This is a genomic window from Aidingimonas halophila (assembly GCF_900106955.1).
GTDB lineage: Bacteria > Pseudomonadota > Gammaproteobacteria > Pseudomonadales > Halomonadaceae > Aidingimonas > Aidingimonas halophila.
This window is the reverse complement of sequence record NZ_FNNI01000006.1, coordinates 144,974-166,289: the sequence shown is the minus strand read 5'-3', so window position 1 is coordinate 166,289 and position 21,316 is coordinate 144,974. Positions and strand designations below refer to the sequence as shown.

General features: G+C 62.5%; 2 protein-coding genes (1 of these 2 only partly in view). Both read left to right on the top strand.

What is annotated here, in order from left to right; translation table 11 throughout:
* Window positions 1-19,460 carry the 3' portion of a calcium-binding protein gene (locus tag BLW01_RS12620; protein WP_092570260.1) on the top strand. Its footprint begins 6,625 nt before the window's first position, so only the last 19,460 of its 26,085 coding nucleotides appear in the window; its start codon lies beyond the left edge, outside the window; its stop codon occupies window positions 19,458-19,460.
* Window positions 19,457-21,316 (top strand): GAF domain-containing protein, encoded by a 1,860-nt coding sequence (locus tag BLW01_RS12615; protein ID WP_092570258.1) that lies wholly within the window; start codon window positions 19,457-19,459, stop codon window positions 21,314-21,316. The genes BLW01_RS12620 and BLW01_RS12615 overlap by 4 nt, the downstream gene beginning before the upstream one ends.

The window sequence follows — 21,316 nt, the reverse complement described above, 5'->3', positions numbered from 1 at the left end:
CGGCCACCATCCGCGGTCTCGATGCCTTCGAGGCCGAAGGTGACGTCTCGGTTGCGGCCAACGACGATACCCATCTCGGTATGTTGTCGGGGGGCGGTGCGCTGACGCTCGGCGAGGGGAGCAGCAATGATGTCGGCGTGGCCGGCGCAGCGTCGATTGCGGTGCAGAATGGCCATACCGAAGCGCTTGTCGACAACGTGGCCTCTCTGGTGACCGGCTCGCTGGCGGTCGACGCAGAACGGACGGGCTGGAGTGTCATTTCATCAGCCGCGCTGGCGGTTGCCGGAAGTCAGAAGGGTATCGGCGTTTCCGGGTCGGCCAGCGCGCTGGTATCGATGCGTAGCGTCAATGCACGCCTGCTCACCATCGATGAAGGCGACCTGGGCGATGTCAGTGTCAATGCGCGTGATGCCGCCAATACCATCCTGGTATCCGGTGCCGCCTCATTCAGTGGCAGAGGTGGCGTCGGTGGGTCCGCAACGGTCGCTTACATCGAACATGACGTCGAAGCCGAAGCGGCAGCACTCGGCAGTGACTGGGGCAACGACGACAATGACATAGCGCTATCGGCAGATAGCCTGGCCGTAACGGCCGACAGCGAGGCGCTGATCGTCTCGCTCGCCGGCTCGGCGGGCATTGCCACCGGTTCCAAGGGTGTCGGGTTGGCCGGCACGATCGGCGTCAATATCGTCAACAACACGACCTCAGCGTCGCTGCATGACACCTATATAGCGCTCGCCGGGGGCGACCAGGCCGATGTCGCGATAGCCGCCAACGATCGTGCCAGCCTTTGGACGCTTGCCGGTGCCGTGGGAGGCGGTGGATCGGTCGGAATGGGGGCTGGCATTGCCGTCAATTCCATCGATCAAGCAACGACCGCCACATTGGAAGGCAGTCGCTTGCTCGATGCCGACGACGTCGCCGTCTCCGCGACGGGCGAAGGGCTGATTCGTAGCCTGGCGCTCGGCATCGGTGCCAGCCAGAAAGTGGCCGGGGCCGGTAGTGTGTCGGTCAACATGATCGACAAGGCACTGAAAGCTCGCGTCATCGACACGGATATCGAGGACGCCGGTGGTGACCTGAACGTGGTGGCCAACGATCGCGCTCAATTGATCGTGATCAGTGGGGCCGGATCAGGGTCCGGCAAGGCGGCTATCGCCGGTAGCGTCAGCACCAATTTCGTGACCATCGATCAGGTGGCCGAGATCGATGGCGGCGTCATCGATACCGAAGGCGACGTGCTGGTCGATGCCGTCGCCGATACGCTGTTGGTCTCCGTTGCGCTCGGTGGCGCGGCAGCCGGCAAGGTCGGTCTGGCCGGGGCAGTCACCGTCAACTATGTCAGCGGCGAAACGCGTGCCCAGATTCTCGGTAACGCCGAGCTGGAAACGGGCGGAGCGCTGACCGTTCAGGCCGAAGACACCAGCCGTCTGGTGGTCATCGCGCTGGGTGCCGCCGGTGCCGGTAAGGTGGCCGGTGGGCTGTCGGCCAGTACGGCCCAGCTCGATAATGACATCGTGGCCAGTGTGCGCGGTGGGTCGTTGGACATTGGGGGCGACATGCAGGTGCTCGCCGGCCTGGCCGATGAATCCGCCCGGGAAGACTTCGACCTCGCCAGTGTCGGACTGGATATCGACCTCGCCTCCTACGGGACCGAGGACGATCCCGATAAGGAAGAGGATGAGGATGAAGCCGGCATTGCGAAACGCGATACCAGCAATCTCGACATGAGTGCCGGCATCATCAACATCAGCTTCGCCGGCGCTGGTGGCGGATCGGCGGCCGGTGCGGGGGCCGTCGGCCTCAACTGGTTACGCACCTCGGTGCGTTCCGAAATCAGTGGAGGTGCCACCGTCGAGGCGGATGGCGATGTCGATGTCATTGCTCGCGACAACTCGCAAATCCTCAACTTTGCCTTCGGGGTCGCCGGTGCCGGCAAGGTTGGCGGCGGCGCCGCGATTTCCTTCAACTATATCGGTGGCGACCCCAGCAATCCGTCGCGATCACTGCAGTCCGATGAAGGCAACGACCCGTCTCAGGACATGCGCACCGCCAATGACGAAACCAAGGCCAATGCCGGTGAAGTCGCCGCCGTCATCGATAATGCCGATGTCACGGCCAATCACGATGGTGTCGATGGAGGCAGCGTCAGCGTCGATGCTCAGGGCACCAGCACGCTGTTCAACCTCAGTGCCGGCGGTGCAGGGGCCGGCAAGGTGGCGTTGGCGGGGTCCGTGGGTATCAACTTCGTCAAGCATGACGTCAAGGCACAAATCCTCAATGGCGCGGATGTCAGCGGGGACAGCGTTTCCGTCCTCGCCGGCGTTGCACCGATCACGATCAACGTGGCCGGGGCGGCCAGTGGTGCCGGGGGCGCAGCGTTGGCGGCAGCATCCGCGACCAATGATATCAATTCCGCGGTCATTGCAACGATTGCCGGCAGCGATACCGAAGTGACGGCCACTGATGGCGATGTCAAGGTCCTTGCCGAGATGCGCAAGGTCACGAGCGAATCGATCATCGACAATGATGACCTGACTCAGTCAGGCGATGTCGGCGATGATGACGTCAACAGTCCCGAAGATGTCGATACCGGTGACGAGGACCAGGCGGTTCCCGACCCCACATCGGCGGGCGACCAGGTGTTCAGCTTCGCGTTGAGCGGTGCCGGGGCGGGCAAGGCCGCCATCAACGGTGCGCTCTCGCTCAACTGGCTGCGTAGCAGTGCCGAGGCGGTGATCGATGGGGCGACCGTCGAGGCCTTGCAAGGTGACGTCCAGGTCGCGGCCAGGGACGAAATCGGTATGAACTCCTTCACCGTGGCCGTCGGTGCGGCAGGGGCCTTCGCCCTGTCGGGGTACATGTCATACAACTACATGGGCGGTAACCCGGGGGACAGCGGCGAGGATCAGACCAACCTGGTCTCGGCACGGATCGAGAACGGAGCCGATATCACGACGCAGAGCGTACTTCTCGACGCCGACTCCGAATCCTCGATCAGTAGCTACGTCCTCGGTGCATCGGTCGCCGGGTTCGCCGCCATTGCCGGTTCCACCTCGCTCAACTTCACGCGCAAGGTCGTCGAAGCGGATATTGATGACGCTGCTGTTACGGCGACCAACGGCGATATTCATCTCGATGCCGATGACAACAGTTCGATCATCTCTGCCGCCGGCCAGGTGTCGGTGGCCGTCAAGGGCGCCTCGGTCGGCCTGACGGTTGCCTACAACGATATCGCCAACACGATCCGGGCGGGGGTCACCGACGCCGACCTGGAAACAGAGCAAGGCGGTGATTTGCGGGTCGAAGCCGACTCCACGGCGGTAGGCTTGAATGTGGTGGCGGGTGTCAGCTATGGCACCTTCGGGTCGGTTGCCGCCAACGCCGTCAGCGCATTGATCGGTAACGATGTACAGGCCTGGATCGATGGTGGCAGCGTAACGGCCGATGGCAGTGTATTCGTTCATGCCGACAGTCACGATCGCAATATCATCGTCGTCGGTACGGTATCGGTCGGGATCGCCGCCGTCGGCGGGAGTGTCGGTGTCGACCTGATGGAAACCGATACCCAAGCCTGGATCGGCGGAGGTGCCGACGTCGTGGCACGTACCAATGGGGGGGCCATCAATATGGCCCAGCGTTGGGGCGACGGTAGCTACGATGAAGAAGCCCGCAGCGGCGTAATGGTATCGGCCACCAGCCAGTCGGAATTCACGAGTTTCGCCGTTTCCGTCGCCGCATCCGTCGGGGGCGGTCTGGCAGCGAATGTTACCGTCGACGGCATTGCCGGTAGCACGGACGCGTATATCGATGCCGCCAAGGTGGAGAGCCAGGGTGATGTGGTGGCGCGTGCGTTGCATCACGGCGCGGGTGACAGTGGTGGTGGTTCGGCCAATATTAGTGGCGGCCTGTCGCCGGTGGCCGGTGTCGATACGTCGTTGATGAATCATCAGACGACAGCGTATGTCCGTGGTCAGTCGGATGACGACATCGATATCGAGGCGCAAGGTAGCGTCGTCGTCGAGGCGAGCAGCGACCTGGATCTTACCAGTGTCGTCGTGGGCGTCAGTGTGGGCGGCTTGGGTGCCGCCGGTTCCGCGGGCGCCGTGAGTCTCAACCTGGATACGCATGCCTATACGGAAGATGCCCGTATCGATGCCGGGAATATCGATATCGATGCTCACAATGACATTGATTCCCGCTTCGTGGTAGGCGCCGTCAGTGCGGGCAGTGTCGCTGCGGGCGCGTCGTTGGCCGTCGGGCTGATCGACCCCATCGCCAGGGCGGAAGTGCTGGGCAGTCATCTGACGACGGATGGCGATATTGATGTTCACGCCAAGCAGGATCTGACCACAGGTGTGACCGCGGCGACCGGCTCGCTGGGGGGGACCGCATTGGCGGGGTCAGTCTCGGTAATGACCTCCAATGCACAGACTCATGCCTATGTCGGAGCCTCCGAGGCCGGCCATGCCAGTACGCTGGATGCCGGTAGCGACGTGACCATCGATGGCCTGACGACCACCCGCATGAATCCCCGCGACAGTGCCGGCGACTATACGCAGGTCGTCGGTTCGGCCAGTGCCGGGTTCGTGGGCGCCGGAGCATCCGTGGATGTGATGGTGTTGCGCGAGAGTACCAGCGCCACGGTCGGTGACGGTACGACTATCGAGGCAGGGGGTGATATTAGCGTCGATGCTGAGCTCGACCGCACCATCAATTCCACCGTCATTTCTTTCTCCCTGGGTGTCGCTGCCGCCGTCAACGGCTCGGTCTCGGTCATCAGCCTGGGAGCCGGACTGACCGAAGATAGTCAGGGAGAAATCGAGGATCTGGGCTCGCTGCTGGGCGACTCACTGAACAATAGCAGTGACTTTGCCATGCCGGGGCAGGACGACGATGTTGCCGAGGTCGACGACGACAATGAATTCGATGACGACGAGCAGGAGCAGTTCGACGATAACTTCGACGAACCCGACAATCCCGGCGGCGATACGCAGTCCAATCGTGAGAGCAACAATACGGCTCTCGAGGAATTGAGTTTCGATGTCGGCCTGCCCAGCGATGGTCAGACCGTGGGTGATACCGCCGCCACCGTAGGGCGTGACGTCACCCTCGATGCCGAGGGTGATATCAACGTGGACGCCACGGAATCCATCGACTCGTCAACGCTGACGGGCGCCGGTAGTGCCAGCCTGGCGGCATCGGTCGGTGCCTCCCTGTCCGTGGTTGAACAGAACGGCGCCGTCTCCGCCACGGTGGGAGCCGGCAGCACCTTGTCCGCCGGTGGCGACATCGAGGTCGATGCCGGCTATGACGGCGATATCTCCCTGGAGTCCTATGGCGGTACGGCGTCGACCAGTTATTCACTGGCCGGACAGTCGTCGACCCTGCTCGACCGCAGCGAGCAACTGGCCTATCTGGAGGGGGCAAGCGACGGCTTGAATGGTGTCGACGTCAAGTCGGCCGAGTCGCTATCGGTGCTGGCCTCTGCCGATCGCGACTACACGCTCGACGTGGCGGGCGGGGCTGTCGGCTCCATAGCCGCGGGTGTCTCCACCGGCATCGTCGAGCTCAATGGCGGGACCGAAGCGTACCTGGGCGACGGGGTACAGGTCGGTGGTGAGAACAATCGTATTGACGATATCTCCATCCAGGCGACCACGCTGGATCAAATCGATCTCTCGGTAACCGCCGTATCGGCGGGGATTGCTTCCGGTTCCGGTAATCTCTCGCAGATTGACATGAATACCGATGTCCACGGCTGGATCGGTGCGGATGGCGATATCCATGCCGACAACGTCGATATCGATGCCAATGCCACGCCGATTTTCGCTTCCGAAACGCTGGGGGTTGATGCCGGTGGCGTCACGGTCGGCGTCTCCGAGACCGACATCGACATGAACAGCGATATCGTGGCGCGCCTCGGTGAGCCGGATCATGACGCGGCGGGGCTGTCACTGCACGTTGATACGCTGGATATCGATGCCCGGTTGCAACGGCCGGATGGCGGTGAGAACAATGTCCAGGCCAAGGCGACTGGTGCCACAGGGTCGTTGGCGGGAGGTAACTCGACGCTGATTCAGGTGGACGATTTCACGTCTGTGACCGCCGAGATCGGTGGCGCGGCTTCTGTCATTGCCACCGGTGCGGTCGGCGTCACGGCCCGGCAGCAGACTCGGGTCGACATGGAGTCGAACAGCTATGCCGGCGGGTTGGCGGCAGTGGGTGCCGCGATCAACCGTTTCACCCAGGAAGCCTCGACGAATGCGCTGGTCGGGGATGATGCTGAGGTCACCAGTGCTGATGACAGCATTGACCTGATTGCCACGACCGATCAGGTCAGCCGTCTGGATACCGTAGCGGGTACCGGTGGCGCGGTTGCCGGTGCCGGTGTCGAGGTCACGGTCGATGTCGGCTCCGAGGTGTACGCCACCGTCGGCGATGACGCCATCATGAACGCCGACGACGATCTGCGCCTGCTGGCCGACCAGACTGTCGACACCGATGGCCGGATGCGTGCCACCAGTGGCGGTCTCATCGCCGGTACCGGCGGTGCCGGCAACTACCAGATCGATCTCACGACCCATGCCGGCATCGGACAAGGCGCGTCGATCGATACCAATGAGCTGGATATCGATGCCGCCGGTCGTGTCATGAAGAACGAGGTCACCGGTCGCGGCGATAACAACAATCGCGGCGAGGTCGGCGGTGTCGTCGCCGGCGGGGGCTCCAGTGTCGACATCGGTCTGGACCTGGACACCCAGGGCTACATCGGCGATGACGCTGAGGTTGACGTACGCGATTCCAACGGCAGTGGCGACCTCGACATCCACGCCTTCAACGAACTGGATGTGCGGGATCAGACCGATCTCGTCTCCGGGGGGCTGGGTGCCGGTGGTGGCATTACTACCGACATCGATGCCACGGATCTGGTGGCCAATGTCTCGGTGGGCGATGGTGCCGAGCTCGACGTCGCCGGTGACACCCGGTTGGCCGGTAATACCGAGGCCAATCTCAATGCCGTCATGTACATGGATACCTACGGGGCCGTCACCGTCGGCGTTGCCCGGGCCAATATCGATATCGCGCCGGAAAACAGTGTCGATGTGGCCGGTGCCGACATTACCGGGCATGGCGATATCTGGTTGCTGGCCGGTCGCAACAGCCACTTCGAACGGGATGAATATCGGCTGGCGGCTACCATCGACACCTTTGCCGGCAGCGCCATTCCCATCGATGACGTCGATTCGACCATCAATATGAATCGACACAACCGCATCGATGTGGGTGAAGGGGCCATGATGCGGGGTGGGGCCGATATCAACCTGCATGCCGATGACTTCGATCAGACCCCCATGGAGGCGCGTGCCAAGGCGGTGAACTGGGCCAGTGCCGCGGCCGGTGCCATCGATAGCGCCCTCGGCGGTAGCGGGGGGCTGGAAAACACCGGTGGCAGTGCCGATTCCGAGGCATTGGGTACGGTCAACGTGGCGGGCGATCTGGAAACCGGTATCAACCGCAACCAGTCACTGGTGACGACGCTGGCCGATGGTGTCGATCTGGAGGACCTGGAAGGCGATGAGCCGCTTGAAGACCTGATCGTGGCGGAAGACGGCCTGGACGATATCGACTTCGACCTGTCGACCGGCAGTGCCAATTCGGGCCTGTTCTCCGAACTGAGTGATGCCGAGGATAAGCTGGACAAGTACAAGGGCGTCGCCTCCGATGACCTGGTTTCCTATTACGAGAGCGAGGTCGAGCGCATCAAGGAGACGCTGCTCGACGAAGGACTCGCCGAGGAAGCCGACGATGGCACCGTGGTTGCCACGGATGTCGATGTGTTGCAGATTGATCTGGAGGACATCGACGCCATTGCCGGGCGCATTGATGTGCGGGGCGATCAATTGGGCGGTGACGGGCGAATGCATGCGCCGTCCGATGTCGAGGTATCCGTCATCAACAAGGTGCCCGCCGAACTGATCGTCAACGACATCAATGTCCCCAACAGTAATGGCGGCCTGTACGTCAACGGTACGCTGGCGACCGACAACGCCGCCGTCGAGGATATTGCCCCGGCCGCTGATGCTCCTCGGTTCGATGACCTGGTCGATCCCGAGAGTGCCGCATCGCCGCAGATCATGATCGCCAATACCTTCGACACCCCTCTCGGCGATGAGCAGGCGGGGGAAGTCCGAGAACTTCTCGATGTCGGGGATGACTATGAGCTCTATCTCGAATCCAATCGGGATACGGTGGCGACCAGCATCAGCATCAAGGGCAACGTCTACGGGCCGAGGGCCGATTTCACGGCGGTGAGTGGCAAGGACTTCGTCGTCGAGGAGGGCGCCGGACTGACGGTCGCCGCTCAGACCATCACGGCCCAGGACAGCGTGATCGTCAACGACATTAGTCGCTATTTCGTCGGCGGCGGTCCCGAAGACGACGTGCTCAACAATAGTGGTGATCTGTTTTCTGGAGAAGGCACTGAAGCAGCTGATGAAGACGGTCTGTTCGATGATCTGAACGAATACACGGATGACGGCGACCCCTACCTCAAGGCCAATACCATCGACATCAGTGCCGAGGTCATCAACGTCAACGGCTTGATCGAAAGCGGTGTCGATAGCTACGAGCTCACGATCGGCGACGAGGATGTCGATCAGATCCAGAGCTACGATGACAACGGCAGTGTGCTGCTCGAACACGCCTCCACCGAAGATGCCAACGTCTACTATAACGCCGATACCAACCGGATCGAGGTCGAGGATATCGTCGTCACAGGCGGCGATGTCACGCTCGACGGCCGTGTGATCAACACGGGTCGCGGTCGGATCGATGTCATGGGCGGTTACGGCGAGGTCGATATCGACAACCAGACCGATTATGACCTCGACCTCGCCGATCTCGATGTCAGCAATACTGGTGCCGGTACCTTGTCGATCATCGATGAGGGGCAGGAGCTGAACATCACCCGCAACCCGGGTGGCGATTCTTTCACCAAGGAACGGTACGAGAATGGCAACCTGGTCGAGCAAGACGGCGATCTCCGTCAGGCGGACCTGCTGGCCGATGACGACCTCGCCTTCTCGCCGGAAGAGGGGATGCGCTATGCCTTCGAACTGGCGGAGGTCACCGAAGACCGGCACATACGCACGTATTACGACTCGGAGTGGGCGGGTATCGACGCCTTTTCTCCCGATCCCGATGCCGATTACGACTCCAGCACCCAGAACCTGAGTAACGAGCTGCTGCCGGCGGACTCGGAAGAGATCGGTTACATCTATCAGGGTGACAGCGACCAGGATCGCTACGAGTACAGTAGCGAAGAGGATAATGACTCGACGGATGGCGAAGAAGACATCGAACTCGGCAAGAACCCCGAAGATGGCAATGCCTCGGGAGCCGTCGAGTTGCCCAGTTCCGACGATGAAGGCGGCGATGAATGGTGGTATGAGGGCGATAGCGGTGTCGAGAGCTCGACATGGTACGGCGAGAAAACCTATTACCAGGATTTCTTCCGCACGGAGGTGAGCCGGACGCTGCATACCCACGATATGGCGGCGGATCGCGAAGTCGATATCGATTTCTTCGGTCGTGATGCCGGTCGCATCAACGTCCAGTCCGGCGGCGATGTCGTGATGTCGGGCGATCTGCAGAACGATACCGGCAATACCTCGGTGCAGGCGGATGGCGACATCCGTATGGCCGCCGACAACGATGACGGTATCGTTGCCGGCGACAGCGTTGACCTCAGTGCCGGTAGCGGAATCGGCGAAGTCCTCAGCCGTGGCGATGAAGATGAAGGCCCGAGCTTCTCGCCGGTCTTCATCAACACCGAAGGTGGCGCGTTCAATGCCGACAGCGACGAGGGCGATGTCGTCGTTGAAGCCACCCAGGGCGGCCTGGCGGTCGGGAATGTCACCGCCTCGCGGGGCGATGTCAGCATCCGGGCCCAGGAAGGGGATATTACGGCCACGGATGACGACAATCGCGTCCGCGGTCGGGAAATGTGGCTGACCGCCGACCAGGGCAATATTGGCACGCTGGATGCGGAGGGTGAGCCCGAAACGACACTGAATGTCGACACCAGTTATCGTGCCGGTGATGCCGAAGATGTACGCGAGAGCCTGCGTGCAGTGGAAACGCTCACCGTCGATGCTCAGGGGGATGTGGTCATCGAAGAGATCGATGGTGATCTGCGTGTCGATGAGATCCTCAGTGAAACCGGAAGCGTCGATATCACCATCGATGCCAGCCTGATCGATGCCAATGATACGGCCGTGACCGACGACCGCACCTATGATGAGCTCAAGGACGGTGTCTGGGCGGAAATGCGGCTGACCGACGAGGGCCGTGTCGACGACGCCGTGCAGAATCTCGAGGATCGCAAGCTCGGTGAGTACGATCGCTACTGGGAGCTGCGTCAGGACAGTGCCGAAGAAGAGATCGGCGATATCGCCAGTGACACCGACTACGGCCTTCGTGAGGTCGATGGTCGTTACGTACTGGTGGACATCAGTGAAAATGATGACGGCGACATCGTCGATGGCGGGGTCAAATCGTTGGCGCCCAGCGATGATGACGATGCCGAACATCGCTTCTATTACGGCGACGGCGATGGGGATTACTTCACCCTCGACGATCGCAGCGAGTTGTCCAAAGGCGATGACGTCAGTCTCGACGCCCTTGATGAAGCAGTCGATGAGGCCGAATCCGAACAGGAACGCGCCGCTGCCCGGCAGTTCCGTGACGAGATGCAGCGTCTGCTCGATGTCGATGCCGATGACGGCGACCGTGACCCCGGTTTCGTCATCGATCGTGATGGCCTGGAAGCCTATGCCGGCGAGTCCTTGACCTACCGGCGTGTCGCCGAGTACGACCCGGATGTCGACCTGTCGCTGTCAGATGATGAAGAAGCGGCCTATCGCGACTCGCTATCACAGCAATTCATCGACAACCGAGGCTACGAAGAGGGCAGTGACGAGCTCGAATCCGAGGTCGACGATGCCATCGAAACGATCAATGTCGACCGTGAGGAGCGCTACGACGCTCTCCATGACGAGTATAGCGACATCACCGACTATTACGCTGATGACCTTGAAGCACGTATCGACGGTGGCGATATCGATCCACTGGTTAGTGCCGAGCAGGAAGATGAGCTGCGTGATCAGTTCAAGGTATGGACCGAAGATGAGTTGCTGAGTCTGGTGGGCGAAGGGCTCTTCAAGGAGACCACCAGTACGCAGGTGGAGATCGAGGATCCCAACATCGATGCCGAAGGGGACATCACCATCAATGCCCGGGGAGGCGACGTCGGTTCCGAAGGCGAATATACCGAGGTCGACCTGACTGGCGGTCTCGATGGCCTGAGCGATGACGATCGCGTCAAGCTTTCCGCCGCCGAACGCAATGATGTGACCCACATCGAAGGCGGTCTGCTGGACCTCGAAGCGTCCTTCACCGATATCGAAGAAGCCGATGATGGCGCCTACTCACTCTCACTCGTGCGCACCGGAGGCAGTGACGACTGGAGCGACGTCGATCTCGAGGAAGGCGATTCGCTCTACGTCAATGGCGATACGCTCAATTTCACGACGAATGGGATCTACTACACCTATGAGGGACAGAACGGCGACGCTCTGGAGCTGACCACCACCGCCGAAGAAGTGATCGCCGAAAACGGTCGCGACATCAGTGTCGGCAAGGTCATGCTCGATCCCAGCGATGAAGACAACGAAGGCAAGAGCATCAGCCATATCGTCATCGACGAGCGCGAGGATGTCGATGTCGAACAGGGACAGAGCGATGCTGAGGTCGACGTAACGGCTGACGGTTCGCTCTACCTCGGCTCGGAAAACAGTCTGCGCCTGGCGCGACTGGAAGCCGGTGACGATATCCGCATCAAGGTGCGAGGTGGTCTGTCGACCGTGGATGGCGCCCTGGTGAAGGGGGGCAATACCATTCTCGAAGCCGCCGAGGGTGGGATCGGCAGCGAGTCCGCCCGCCTGGGGCTGGATCTGCAGGATGACGCCACCATCACGGCACGGGCGCGTGAGGATGTGTGGCTCTCCACTACGGGCGACGCCAATATCGCCTCGCTCTATTCGGAACGCGGTGATGTCGATCTGGCTGCCGACGGCGATATCGTCGATGGCCTCTCCCACGACTTCCTCAAGATTCAGGCCACCAACATCGTGCTGGATGCCGCTGGGCGGATCGGCGAGATCGGCGAGGATGTCGACGGCGGGGATGCCATCGAGGTGGAAACCACGGGCGGCACCGTGACGACCACGGCGGAAGGCGAGACCCATCTCGATGCCATCAATGGCGATCTCACCGTCGACCGAATCGACGCCGAAGGCCACGACGTCCAGTTGCGTTCGCTTTACTCGATACTCGATGCCAAGGAGGATCCCTCCGCACTGGACGCCAATATCCTCGCCGAGGATCTGACGCTCCTGGCGGATACCGCCGGCCTCGGCCAGGTGGACAATGACCTGGAAATCGACACCAGTGGCCGGCTCGACGTCGATGCCTTCGACTCGGTCTACCTCACCGAGCTCAGTGACATGCTGGACCTGGGTCAGATCCGTGCCGGTTTCGACGAGTCAGAGAATGCCAGTGCCCTGGCATTCGTCACGGTCGTGTCCGGGGGCATACGCAATGCGCTCAACGATGAGAAACAGCGCAATCTGCTGACGTCCGACGTCCACCTGATCGCCCAGGACGACATCGGCGAGAGCGACAATGTCATCACCTCCGAGATCGGGCAGCTTCAGGGGCGCTCCGCGCTGGGCAATGTCTACCTCGACAACACCGGCGAGATGAGCGTCAGTGAGAGCGGTCTCACCGCCGGTGGCGAGATCGAGTTGACCACCAATAGCCCGCTGATCGTCGATAGCGAAATTACCAGTGACAGTCCGGATGACAGTGAAGAAGGCGTGGTGTCCGATAACGGCGACATCATTCTCACGGCCAACGAGAACCCCGATGTTCCCGACGACAATGGCGATACCGTCACCTTCACCGACGACGGCAATGTCACCGCCGGTCGGGACTTGGTCATCCAGGCCGCCGATGGCGTCATCATCGACCATCACGATATCGATTTGAACGCGGGCAATGACCTCATCATGGAAATCGAGCTCGACTCCTCGGTGGGCGACGAGTCGAACCTGGATGATGCCATTGCCGAGAGCACGCTGCGCGGCACGCTGACGGCGGGCGACGATATCGAGGTCACGATGAGCGACAAGCGCCACGATGTCGAGGTGCGCGATGGCACGCAAATCGTCGCTGACAATATTCTCTTCGATGCCGGTGACGGCGATAATCGCCTGATGTTGGGTGGCAGCTACGTTGCCGAGGAAGGTGACATCGCGCTGGTGACCGGCCAGGGCGAGGATACGCTGGCCGTCCAGGGCACGTTGTCCGCCACTCGCGCGATCACCGGCGAACTGGGCGATGGCCGGGATGACGTCGAGATCAGCGGCTCGCTGGCAGCGGACGATATCACGTGGCAGATGGGCAGCGGTGCGGATGAGCTGGATATCCGTGGCGAATTCGATACTGAGGCGGCCATTAATGTCAGCATGGGCAGCGGTGCGGATGAGCTGGATATCGGCGGCGAATTCGATGCCGAGGCAGCCATCGATATCAGCCTGGGCAGCGGCGATGACGTCCTTCTGGCGACAGGTACCCTCGATGCCGACATGATCGCGGTCGAGGGCAACGCGGGCGACGACACGCTGGTCTTCACACCCACCGGCGATGATCGACTGCTCGGCGAGATGACCGTCGACGGCAATGCCGGCGAGGATCGTCTGGGTGTCGCCGAGCTCAACGACCGCGACGAGCGACTCACGCTCGATGGCGGGGCCGACACGGATCGGGTACGCATCGTCACTCGGGATCAGGACGGCACGGGCGACAACGGCGATTATCGCATCACCGTGACTGACAGCGGTGACGTCAACGACGGCGTCGATGAACTGACCATCGAAGGTCGTGGCTACGATGGCGATGGCGGGGACGACCTCGACGATTTGTTCCTGATTCGCCGCAACTTCATCGCGCGCATGGGCGGCAATGCCGAAGCCGGTGTCGAAGGGGAGAATGTCGAGCGTATCGACTACGACGATAGCCTCAACGGCCGGGTACGTATCAACGGCTACGCCGGGGACGACGCCTTCATCGTTGATGACACCTCGACGCTGATGACCCTCGACGGCGGCGCCGGCAACGATCGCTTCCAGATCGGCCAGGTCTTCGCCGAGGACCCCAGCGACCCGGATGAACTCGTCGACGGCGAGTACGAGAACTCCGGCGTTCGCGAAGGCGACGAGATCGCGACCACCGAAACCACCCAGGGCTTCCTCAGCCCGGGTAACCGCGAGTCGATGGTCATCTACGGCGGCGACGGACATGACGAGTTCACGGTCTACAGCAACAAGGGCCTGTTGCGCATGGAGGGCGAGGCCGGCAATGACGACTTCGTGGTACGCGCCTTCCTTATCGAGGACGATATCGAAGTCCGTGGCGGCGGTGATGACGACCACATCGAATACAACATCAACGCCCCGGTGGATATCGATGGCGGCAGCGGCTACAACACCCTGACCGTATTGGGCACCGAGGCTGACGACAACTTCGTCGTGACCGAGGATGGCGTCTTCGGTGCCGGTCTCAACATCGGCTACGACGGCGTTCAGGAAGTCAACGTCGACGCCCTGGAAGGCGACGACACCTTCTATGTGCTCTCCACGGCCTTCGACGTGACCACGGAACTGGTCGGCGGGCTGGGTAGCGACAGCTTCCGCCTCGGTGGCGATGTCACCGGCCGGGTCGTCGCCGCCGATGCCGAAGGGCGCAGCAGCCTGATCACACACGGTATCGACAGTGACGACGAGGACTACGACGACCTGCTGGCTGATGGCACGCCGGTCACGGTGGCCGACGGCTCGAGCGGTTCGGTATCGATTGATCAGGGCGGCGGTACCGACCTTCTGGAAGGCGGCGATGTCGGCAGCTACCTGGTCGATCTGGCGCTGTCCGACGACATGGATATCGCCGATGGCGCCATGGTGAGCCTGACCGTCTCGGCGGCGCTCTCGTCGAGCCAGGATCGCAGCCGGGCCAAGGGTGGCGATGAGCCTGAGACGGTCGATATCGTCACCCGCGAGGACGGCGACTACCGCCGCGCCCAGACGGTCGACTTCACCTTTGACGAGGCCGATGGCTGGACCAGTGAGCAGGAGATCTTCGTCGAGGCGCCGGAGGACGGTGTGGTCGAAGGCACCCGCGATGTCACCATCAGCCACATGGCCAACGTCACCATGCCTGATGGCGAAGATACCCCAGAGGAACTGGCAAAGGTCGAGAACCAGGCCATCGCCAACGCCATGATCACCGTCTACGACCGCGATCAGGGGGATCTCTTCATCGATCAGGATGGTGACAACCTCACGGTGATCGAGGGCGATAGCGAGACCGAACAGACCGACAGCTTCGAGTTCAAGCTGACCACCTCCCCGGAAGACGATGAAACGGTGGAGGTGTCGCTGGACTACGACGACGAGCAGTTCGAGGTCAGCCGGGAGACGCTGAGCTTCGATGCCGATAACTGGGACGAGCTGCAGACCGTCGAGGTCAACGCCGTCAACGACGATGACCCGGAAAACCGCCTGGACGATCGCATCGAGTTCGATATCAGTTCGGATCAGAGCGACTCGGTCTATGCCGACAGCGAACCGGGCACTGTGCGCGTCAGCGCCTATGACAACGACAGTGCCGGTGTGGTGGTACAGGAGACCGGCGATCGCACCCAGGTCGGCGCCGATGGTGGCACCGACGAGTACACCCTGCGCCTGACCCAGGCGCCGGACGACGATGTCACGATCGATCTCAATAGCGACGGCTTCAGCGACTTCGACCTCGATGCCGACCGCATCGACTTGCGCAGCGTGGCCGCCGGCAACTGGGATGTCAGCGTGCTCGATCCCGAGGAAGCGGGCGCCCGGTTGATGCTGGAAGGTGATCGGAACTGGAACGATCTGGGCGTGCGGGTCGGCATGCAGCTGTCGCTGGATGGCGTCGATGGCCGGGTCAAGGTCAATCATCTCTCCGATGAAGGCAGCGAACTGCACCTGACGTCCGACCACGAGGCATTCGATGATGACACGCTGACACTGACCGAGGTCGCCGTGCCGTCGGTCACCTTCACGCAAGACAACTGGGCCGACGAGGTCAGCGTCGAGGTGGCCTTCGACCCGGATTACGTCGCCGCCGAAGGCAGCGAGAACGACAAGGTCTTCTCGCCACAGCCCCATGTGCTGGATCGCATCCAGGGGCCGCTGATGCTGGAAGGCGGCACCAGCGATACCGACCGCTCGCTGGAAGATGCCATCATGCTGCCCTACGAAGATCCGGGTGAACCGAGCGACGATCGTGCCGGCGTGGTCTCCGGCGATGTCGAGATGACCGACACCGACGAAGTCATTCTCGCCGCCGATGCCAGTGTCGCCGACCTGCAAGGCGAGTTGACCGCCGAGCGCATCACCGGCCTGGGCATGGGCGAGGGCACGCTCGAGCAGGACGATGGCGAGGGCGAAAAGGTCGAGACCCGGCGGAGCGTCGAATATCACGGTTTCGAGACCGTCGAACTGCGCCTGGGCAGCGGCAACGACGATGTTGACGTCGATGCCGATCCGGTCGCGTTCAACGGCGATATCGCGCTCGAGGCCAGCGAAGACGGCGAGAGCAGCATTCTCGAACGTCAGGATGGTGACACCTGGTACGACGACGGCTTCCGCCGCGGTGATGCGATTCTCATCGACGGTGAGCGCCACGTCATTCAGGACTTCACCCAGGAGGGCACGGGTCTGCTGCTGTCGATGACGCTGGACGACCTCGCACTGAGCGACGGCGAGGTCGGCATCATTCGCGAGATGCCGTTGACCGCCATTCACGGTGGCGGCAATCGCATCGAGGATGGTGAGCGCGGCGGCGATACCATCACAGTGACGGGAGGCTACGAAAGCCAAATGCCATTGGCGATATTCGGCGATACCGCCCGCAACGGCGGTCCCTATCGTGCCGATGGCGGCAGCTTGACCGATGACGCGCAACGGTTCACCGAACATGGCGATAATCTGCTGGATGCCAGTGACGCCATCGGTGGGGTCACGCTGGTCGGTGGTCAGGGTGATGATGAGCTCATCGGCGGGGCCGGCGACGACCAGTTGTTCGGCGGTGGCGGCGATGATCGGCTCGATGCCGGCGCCGGCGGCAACAATCACCTCTATGGTGACGGCAGCCTCGATATCGCCATGGACACCCGCATCGACGAGACGGAACGCCTTCTTACGTTGCATGACGCCACCGGGGATGCCGACGAATCCACCGGCGATCGGCTGGAAACCGGCGACGACCGGCTGATCGGCGGCAGCGGCAACGATATCCTGCTCGGCGATCACGGCGAGATCGAGCTGGCCTCGCGCGACGGCGTCGACGGTCAACGCCTGATGAATCCCCAGCGGGTCATCGCCGTGCACTCCACTGACCCGGCATCGCTCGGTGAGAACCACCTGTCGGTGGCGGATGGTCGCAACATCCTGATCGGCGGCTCGGCCTCGGATACGCTGGAAGGCGGTCTGGGGGACGACGTGCTGCTCGGCGATCAGGGCGATGTGATCTTCGCCAACGTCAACGATGTCGATGACCTGGACCGCATCAGCGTGCGTAACGAGGGGGATGATGCCGATGACACGTTGGCCGGCGGGCAGGGTGACGATATTCTGCTCGGCGGCGGTGCCGGTGATCGCCTCTATGGCGGCATGGACGAAGGCGATGAGAACAGCGGCAATGATGTGCTGGTGGGTGACTATGCCGAACTGCGCTACACCGACGGCATACTCCGTGACCTCGCCACGCTGTCCATCACTACCGGCGGCGACGACGCACTCCATGCCGGCGACGGCGACAACGTGGTATTCGGCGGTGAAGGCGCGGACCGTATCACCAGCGGCGCTGGCCGTGATCTGATCGCCGGGGATCATGCCGACGCGATCCTCGATGCGCAGGGCCGGGTCGCCAGTCTCGCATCGCACACCTTCGCTACCGGCGACGACGACACCATCGACGGAGGCCGTGGCGACGATTGGGTGATTGGCGGGCATGGCAGCGATGCGATCACCCTCACCGGAGGCGACAATACCGTGCTCGGTGATAACGGTCGTATCGAATCGGTCGACGGCGTACGTGCGCTGGTCGAGAGTCTGGATACCTCGGCCGCCACCGGGGCCGGCGATGTCATCGTCACCGACGCCGGTGACGACCAGGTGATCGCCGGCATGGGCAGCGACGAGACCCGTAACGCTGGGGGCGAGTCCATCGCTATCGGCGATGACGGCCGCATCGAAAGCAATGCCGAGGGCCGCTACGTCATGGCCGAAACCGGTAATCCGGCCTATGGCGAATCCGACCGCTTGATCGGTGGCAGCGATCGCGACATCCTGTTTGGCGGTGTCGGCGGCGATCGGCTGGAAGGCAACGCCGGCGAGGATATCCTGTTTGGCGACTTCGGCCGCGTGACACGCGAGCCGTCTCTGCTCACGGTGGAAGCGATCAGCCTGTTCGAGGGCGGTGACGATGCCATCTATACCGGGCCGGATGGCGATATCGCCATCGGCGGCGCCGGTGGTGACGGTTTCTCGGCGAGCTTCGACGATGACTCGGTAGTCGGCGACTACGGTCGATTCCGCATCGCGCTTTCCGAGCCGGACGAGAGTGAACAGGTCATTTCGCTGGTCACGTTGGCGCAAGGCCGCCTGGACCTGCTGCGCTCCTCGCAACAGGACCTCTACAGCAATGACGGGGAGAGTGAAGGCGAAGACGGCGAGAGCGACAGTGACGGCGGTACCTGGCTGCTGCTGGGAGGGGGAAATACCGCTGGCGTGAATGCCCGCAGCGGCGATGGCGGCAATGCGACGACCGCCAACAGCGCCATCGAACGTATGGAGCGGTTGATCTCCGAGTGGCAGCAGCGCGAAGGCAGTTCGCTGCGGGGCAGCATCGCCTCGCAAGTCGCTGCCAATGTCACCAGCGGCGCGGAGGCGGAACGTCAGATACAAGACAATCCGCCGGCCACGGGGGATGCCAATACGGCAACGCAAGGTAACGACCAGGAGGCTGCTCAACCATCCGCCGAGAATCCGGAGGCACAAGCGCAAGAGCAAGAGCCAGAGAGCGATGACGCCGCTCAGGTGCTGATCGAGGAGAGCGGTCTGGCGATTCCCGAGGAATTCATCACGGCACTCACGGCGTCGACTGGTTGGGGCATTGCCAAGGCCGGTGCCAAGTCGCAGGCGACCTCTCAAACCCGGCTGGAGGCGCTGCGGCGCGCATGTGCTGCACGCGATTGGCAACGGCTCAGTCAGGGTGGTGATGAGGAGGATGAATGACGTCAACGACCGGTGACGTCGAGACTCAGGCTGCTGCCACCTCGGCGGACATCGTCGATACCCAGGCGTGGCTGACGCGTCATGGCGAGCGTCTGGCCGCGTCATATCCCGGTGTCGAGGTCGCCGAGGGCATCGTGCTATGGCGCCAGTCGCCGAGCTGGTTGCCGGTCGCGCTATGGCCGGCCAATGCCGATGGCGTGGCGCTGCTCGACCTCGCCGACCAGGTACGCGAAGCGGAAAGCGGTCTGGTCAGTGCCCTGGACCAGGGCGGACTGGCCATTGGCTACCCTGTGCGGGACCTGTCAGACGATGCAGAAACCGCATTGATCGGTGCCGTCGCACTGCGCATCACGCGTCCGGGAACGCCCGGTGAGCCGCCCCGAGAGGACGATCTGGTTCCCTTGATGCAGCACCTCGAGGACGCCGTTGCCGGCCTCGAGCGCGACATCCTGGCTCGCCACCATGCCATCACGCGGCGTCGGCAGTCGCGACTCGGTGACCATCTCACCTTGTTGGCTGCGGTGCTCGAACAGTCCAGCTTCGATGCCGCAGCGATGCAACTCACTACCCGGCTGGCGGCGGCGTTGGATGCCGAACGTGTCAGTCTGGGATGGCGGCGGGGTAGTCGTACCCGGATGCGACAGATCTCCCACAGTGCCCGCTTCAATCGCAAGATGAATCGCATCCGCGCGACCGAAGCGGCCATGGATGAAGCCCTCGATCAGCGCCGGGCCGTGGTCTGGCCTCTCCAGGAAGGCGCCGAACAGGAGGCGGGCGCGCCGGTCAATCGCGGTCACGGCGTGCTCTGCGAAATGACCGACGTGCCATGCGCCCTGACAGTGCCGTGTCTGGATGACGGCAGGCCACGGGGTGCGGTGACCATCGAGCGCGAGCAGCCCTTCGATGATGAGGAAATCGGGGCATTGCAGAGCCTCATGGCGCTCTGTACACGCGCCCTGGAAGAGAAGCGCCGTAATGACCGCCCGCTGCCGCTCAAGGCGATAGCGGCGATGGGGGAGCAGAGTGGCCGGCTGCTGGGGGCCGGGCATCTCGGTTACAAGTTGACCGCGATCGTTCTGGTGGCGGTGGCGGCATTTGCGTACTTCGCCACCGGTACCGATCATCAGTCCGCCGATGCGACGCTCAGAAGCGATGTGCAGCGGGTGATCGCTGCGCCCTTCCAGGGGTATATCGACGATGCCCGGGTACGTGCCGGTGATCGGGTGGAAGAGGGAGATGTTCTCGCCACCATGGATACCCGCGACCTTCGTCTGCAGCAACTGGAATCGCAGAGTGAGCTGGCCAAGCTGTCCAGCGAGGCCCAGGAGCTGCGTGCCGAAGGCGAGCGCGCCTCGCTCAATGTCGTCGATGCCCAGCGTGACCAGGCCGAGGCAGAGTTGCAATTGGTCCAGTCACGACTGGATCGTGCCAATCTACGGGCTCCCTATGATGGTGTCGTGGTCAGCGGTGATTTGACCCAGCGCCTGGGCAGTGCCGTCGAAGGGGGCGAAGAGTTGTTCCGGGTGGCGCCGGAGGGGGACTACCGCCTGGAACTGGCGGTGGATGAAGCGCGCATCGATGATATCTCTCCGGGGCAGCAGGGCGAGCTGATACTATCCGCCATGACCGATACGCCGCTCGACTTCGAGGTGACTCGTCTTACGCCGGAAACCCGCAGTCAGGAAGGCAGCAACCGGTTCATCGTCGAAGCGGAACTCGAGGAAGCGCCGGCCGGACTACGCCCCGGGATGGAAGGGGTCGGCAAGATCGAACTGGGGGAAGACCGACTGGTCAGCATATGGACCCGCGAACTCGTCGACTGGCTGCGCCTCAATGTCTGGCAATGGTGGGGCTGA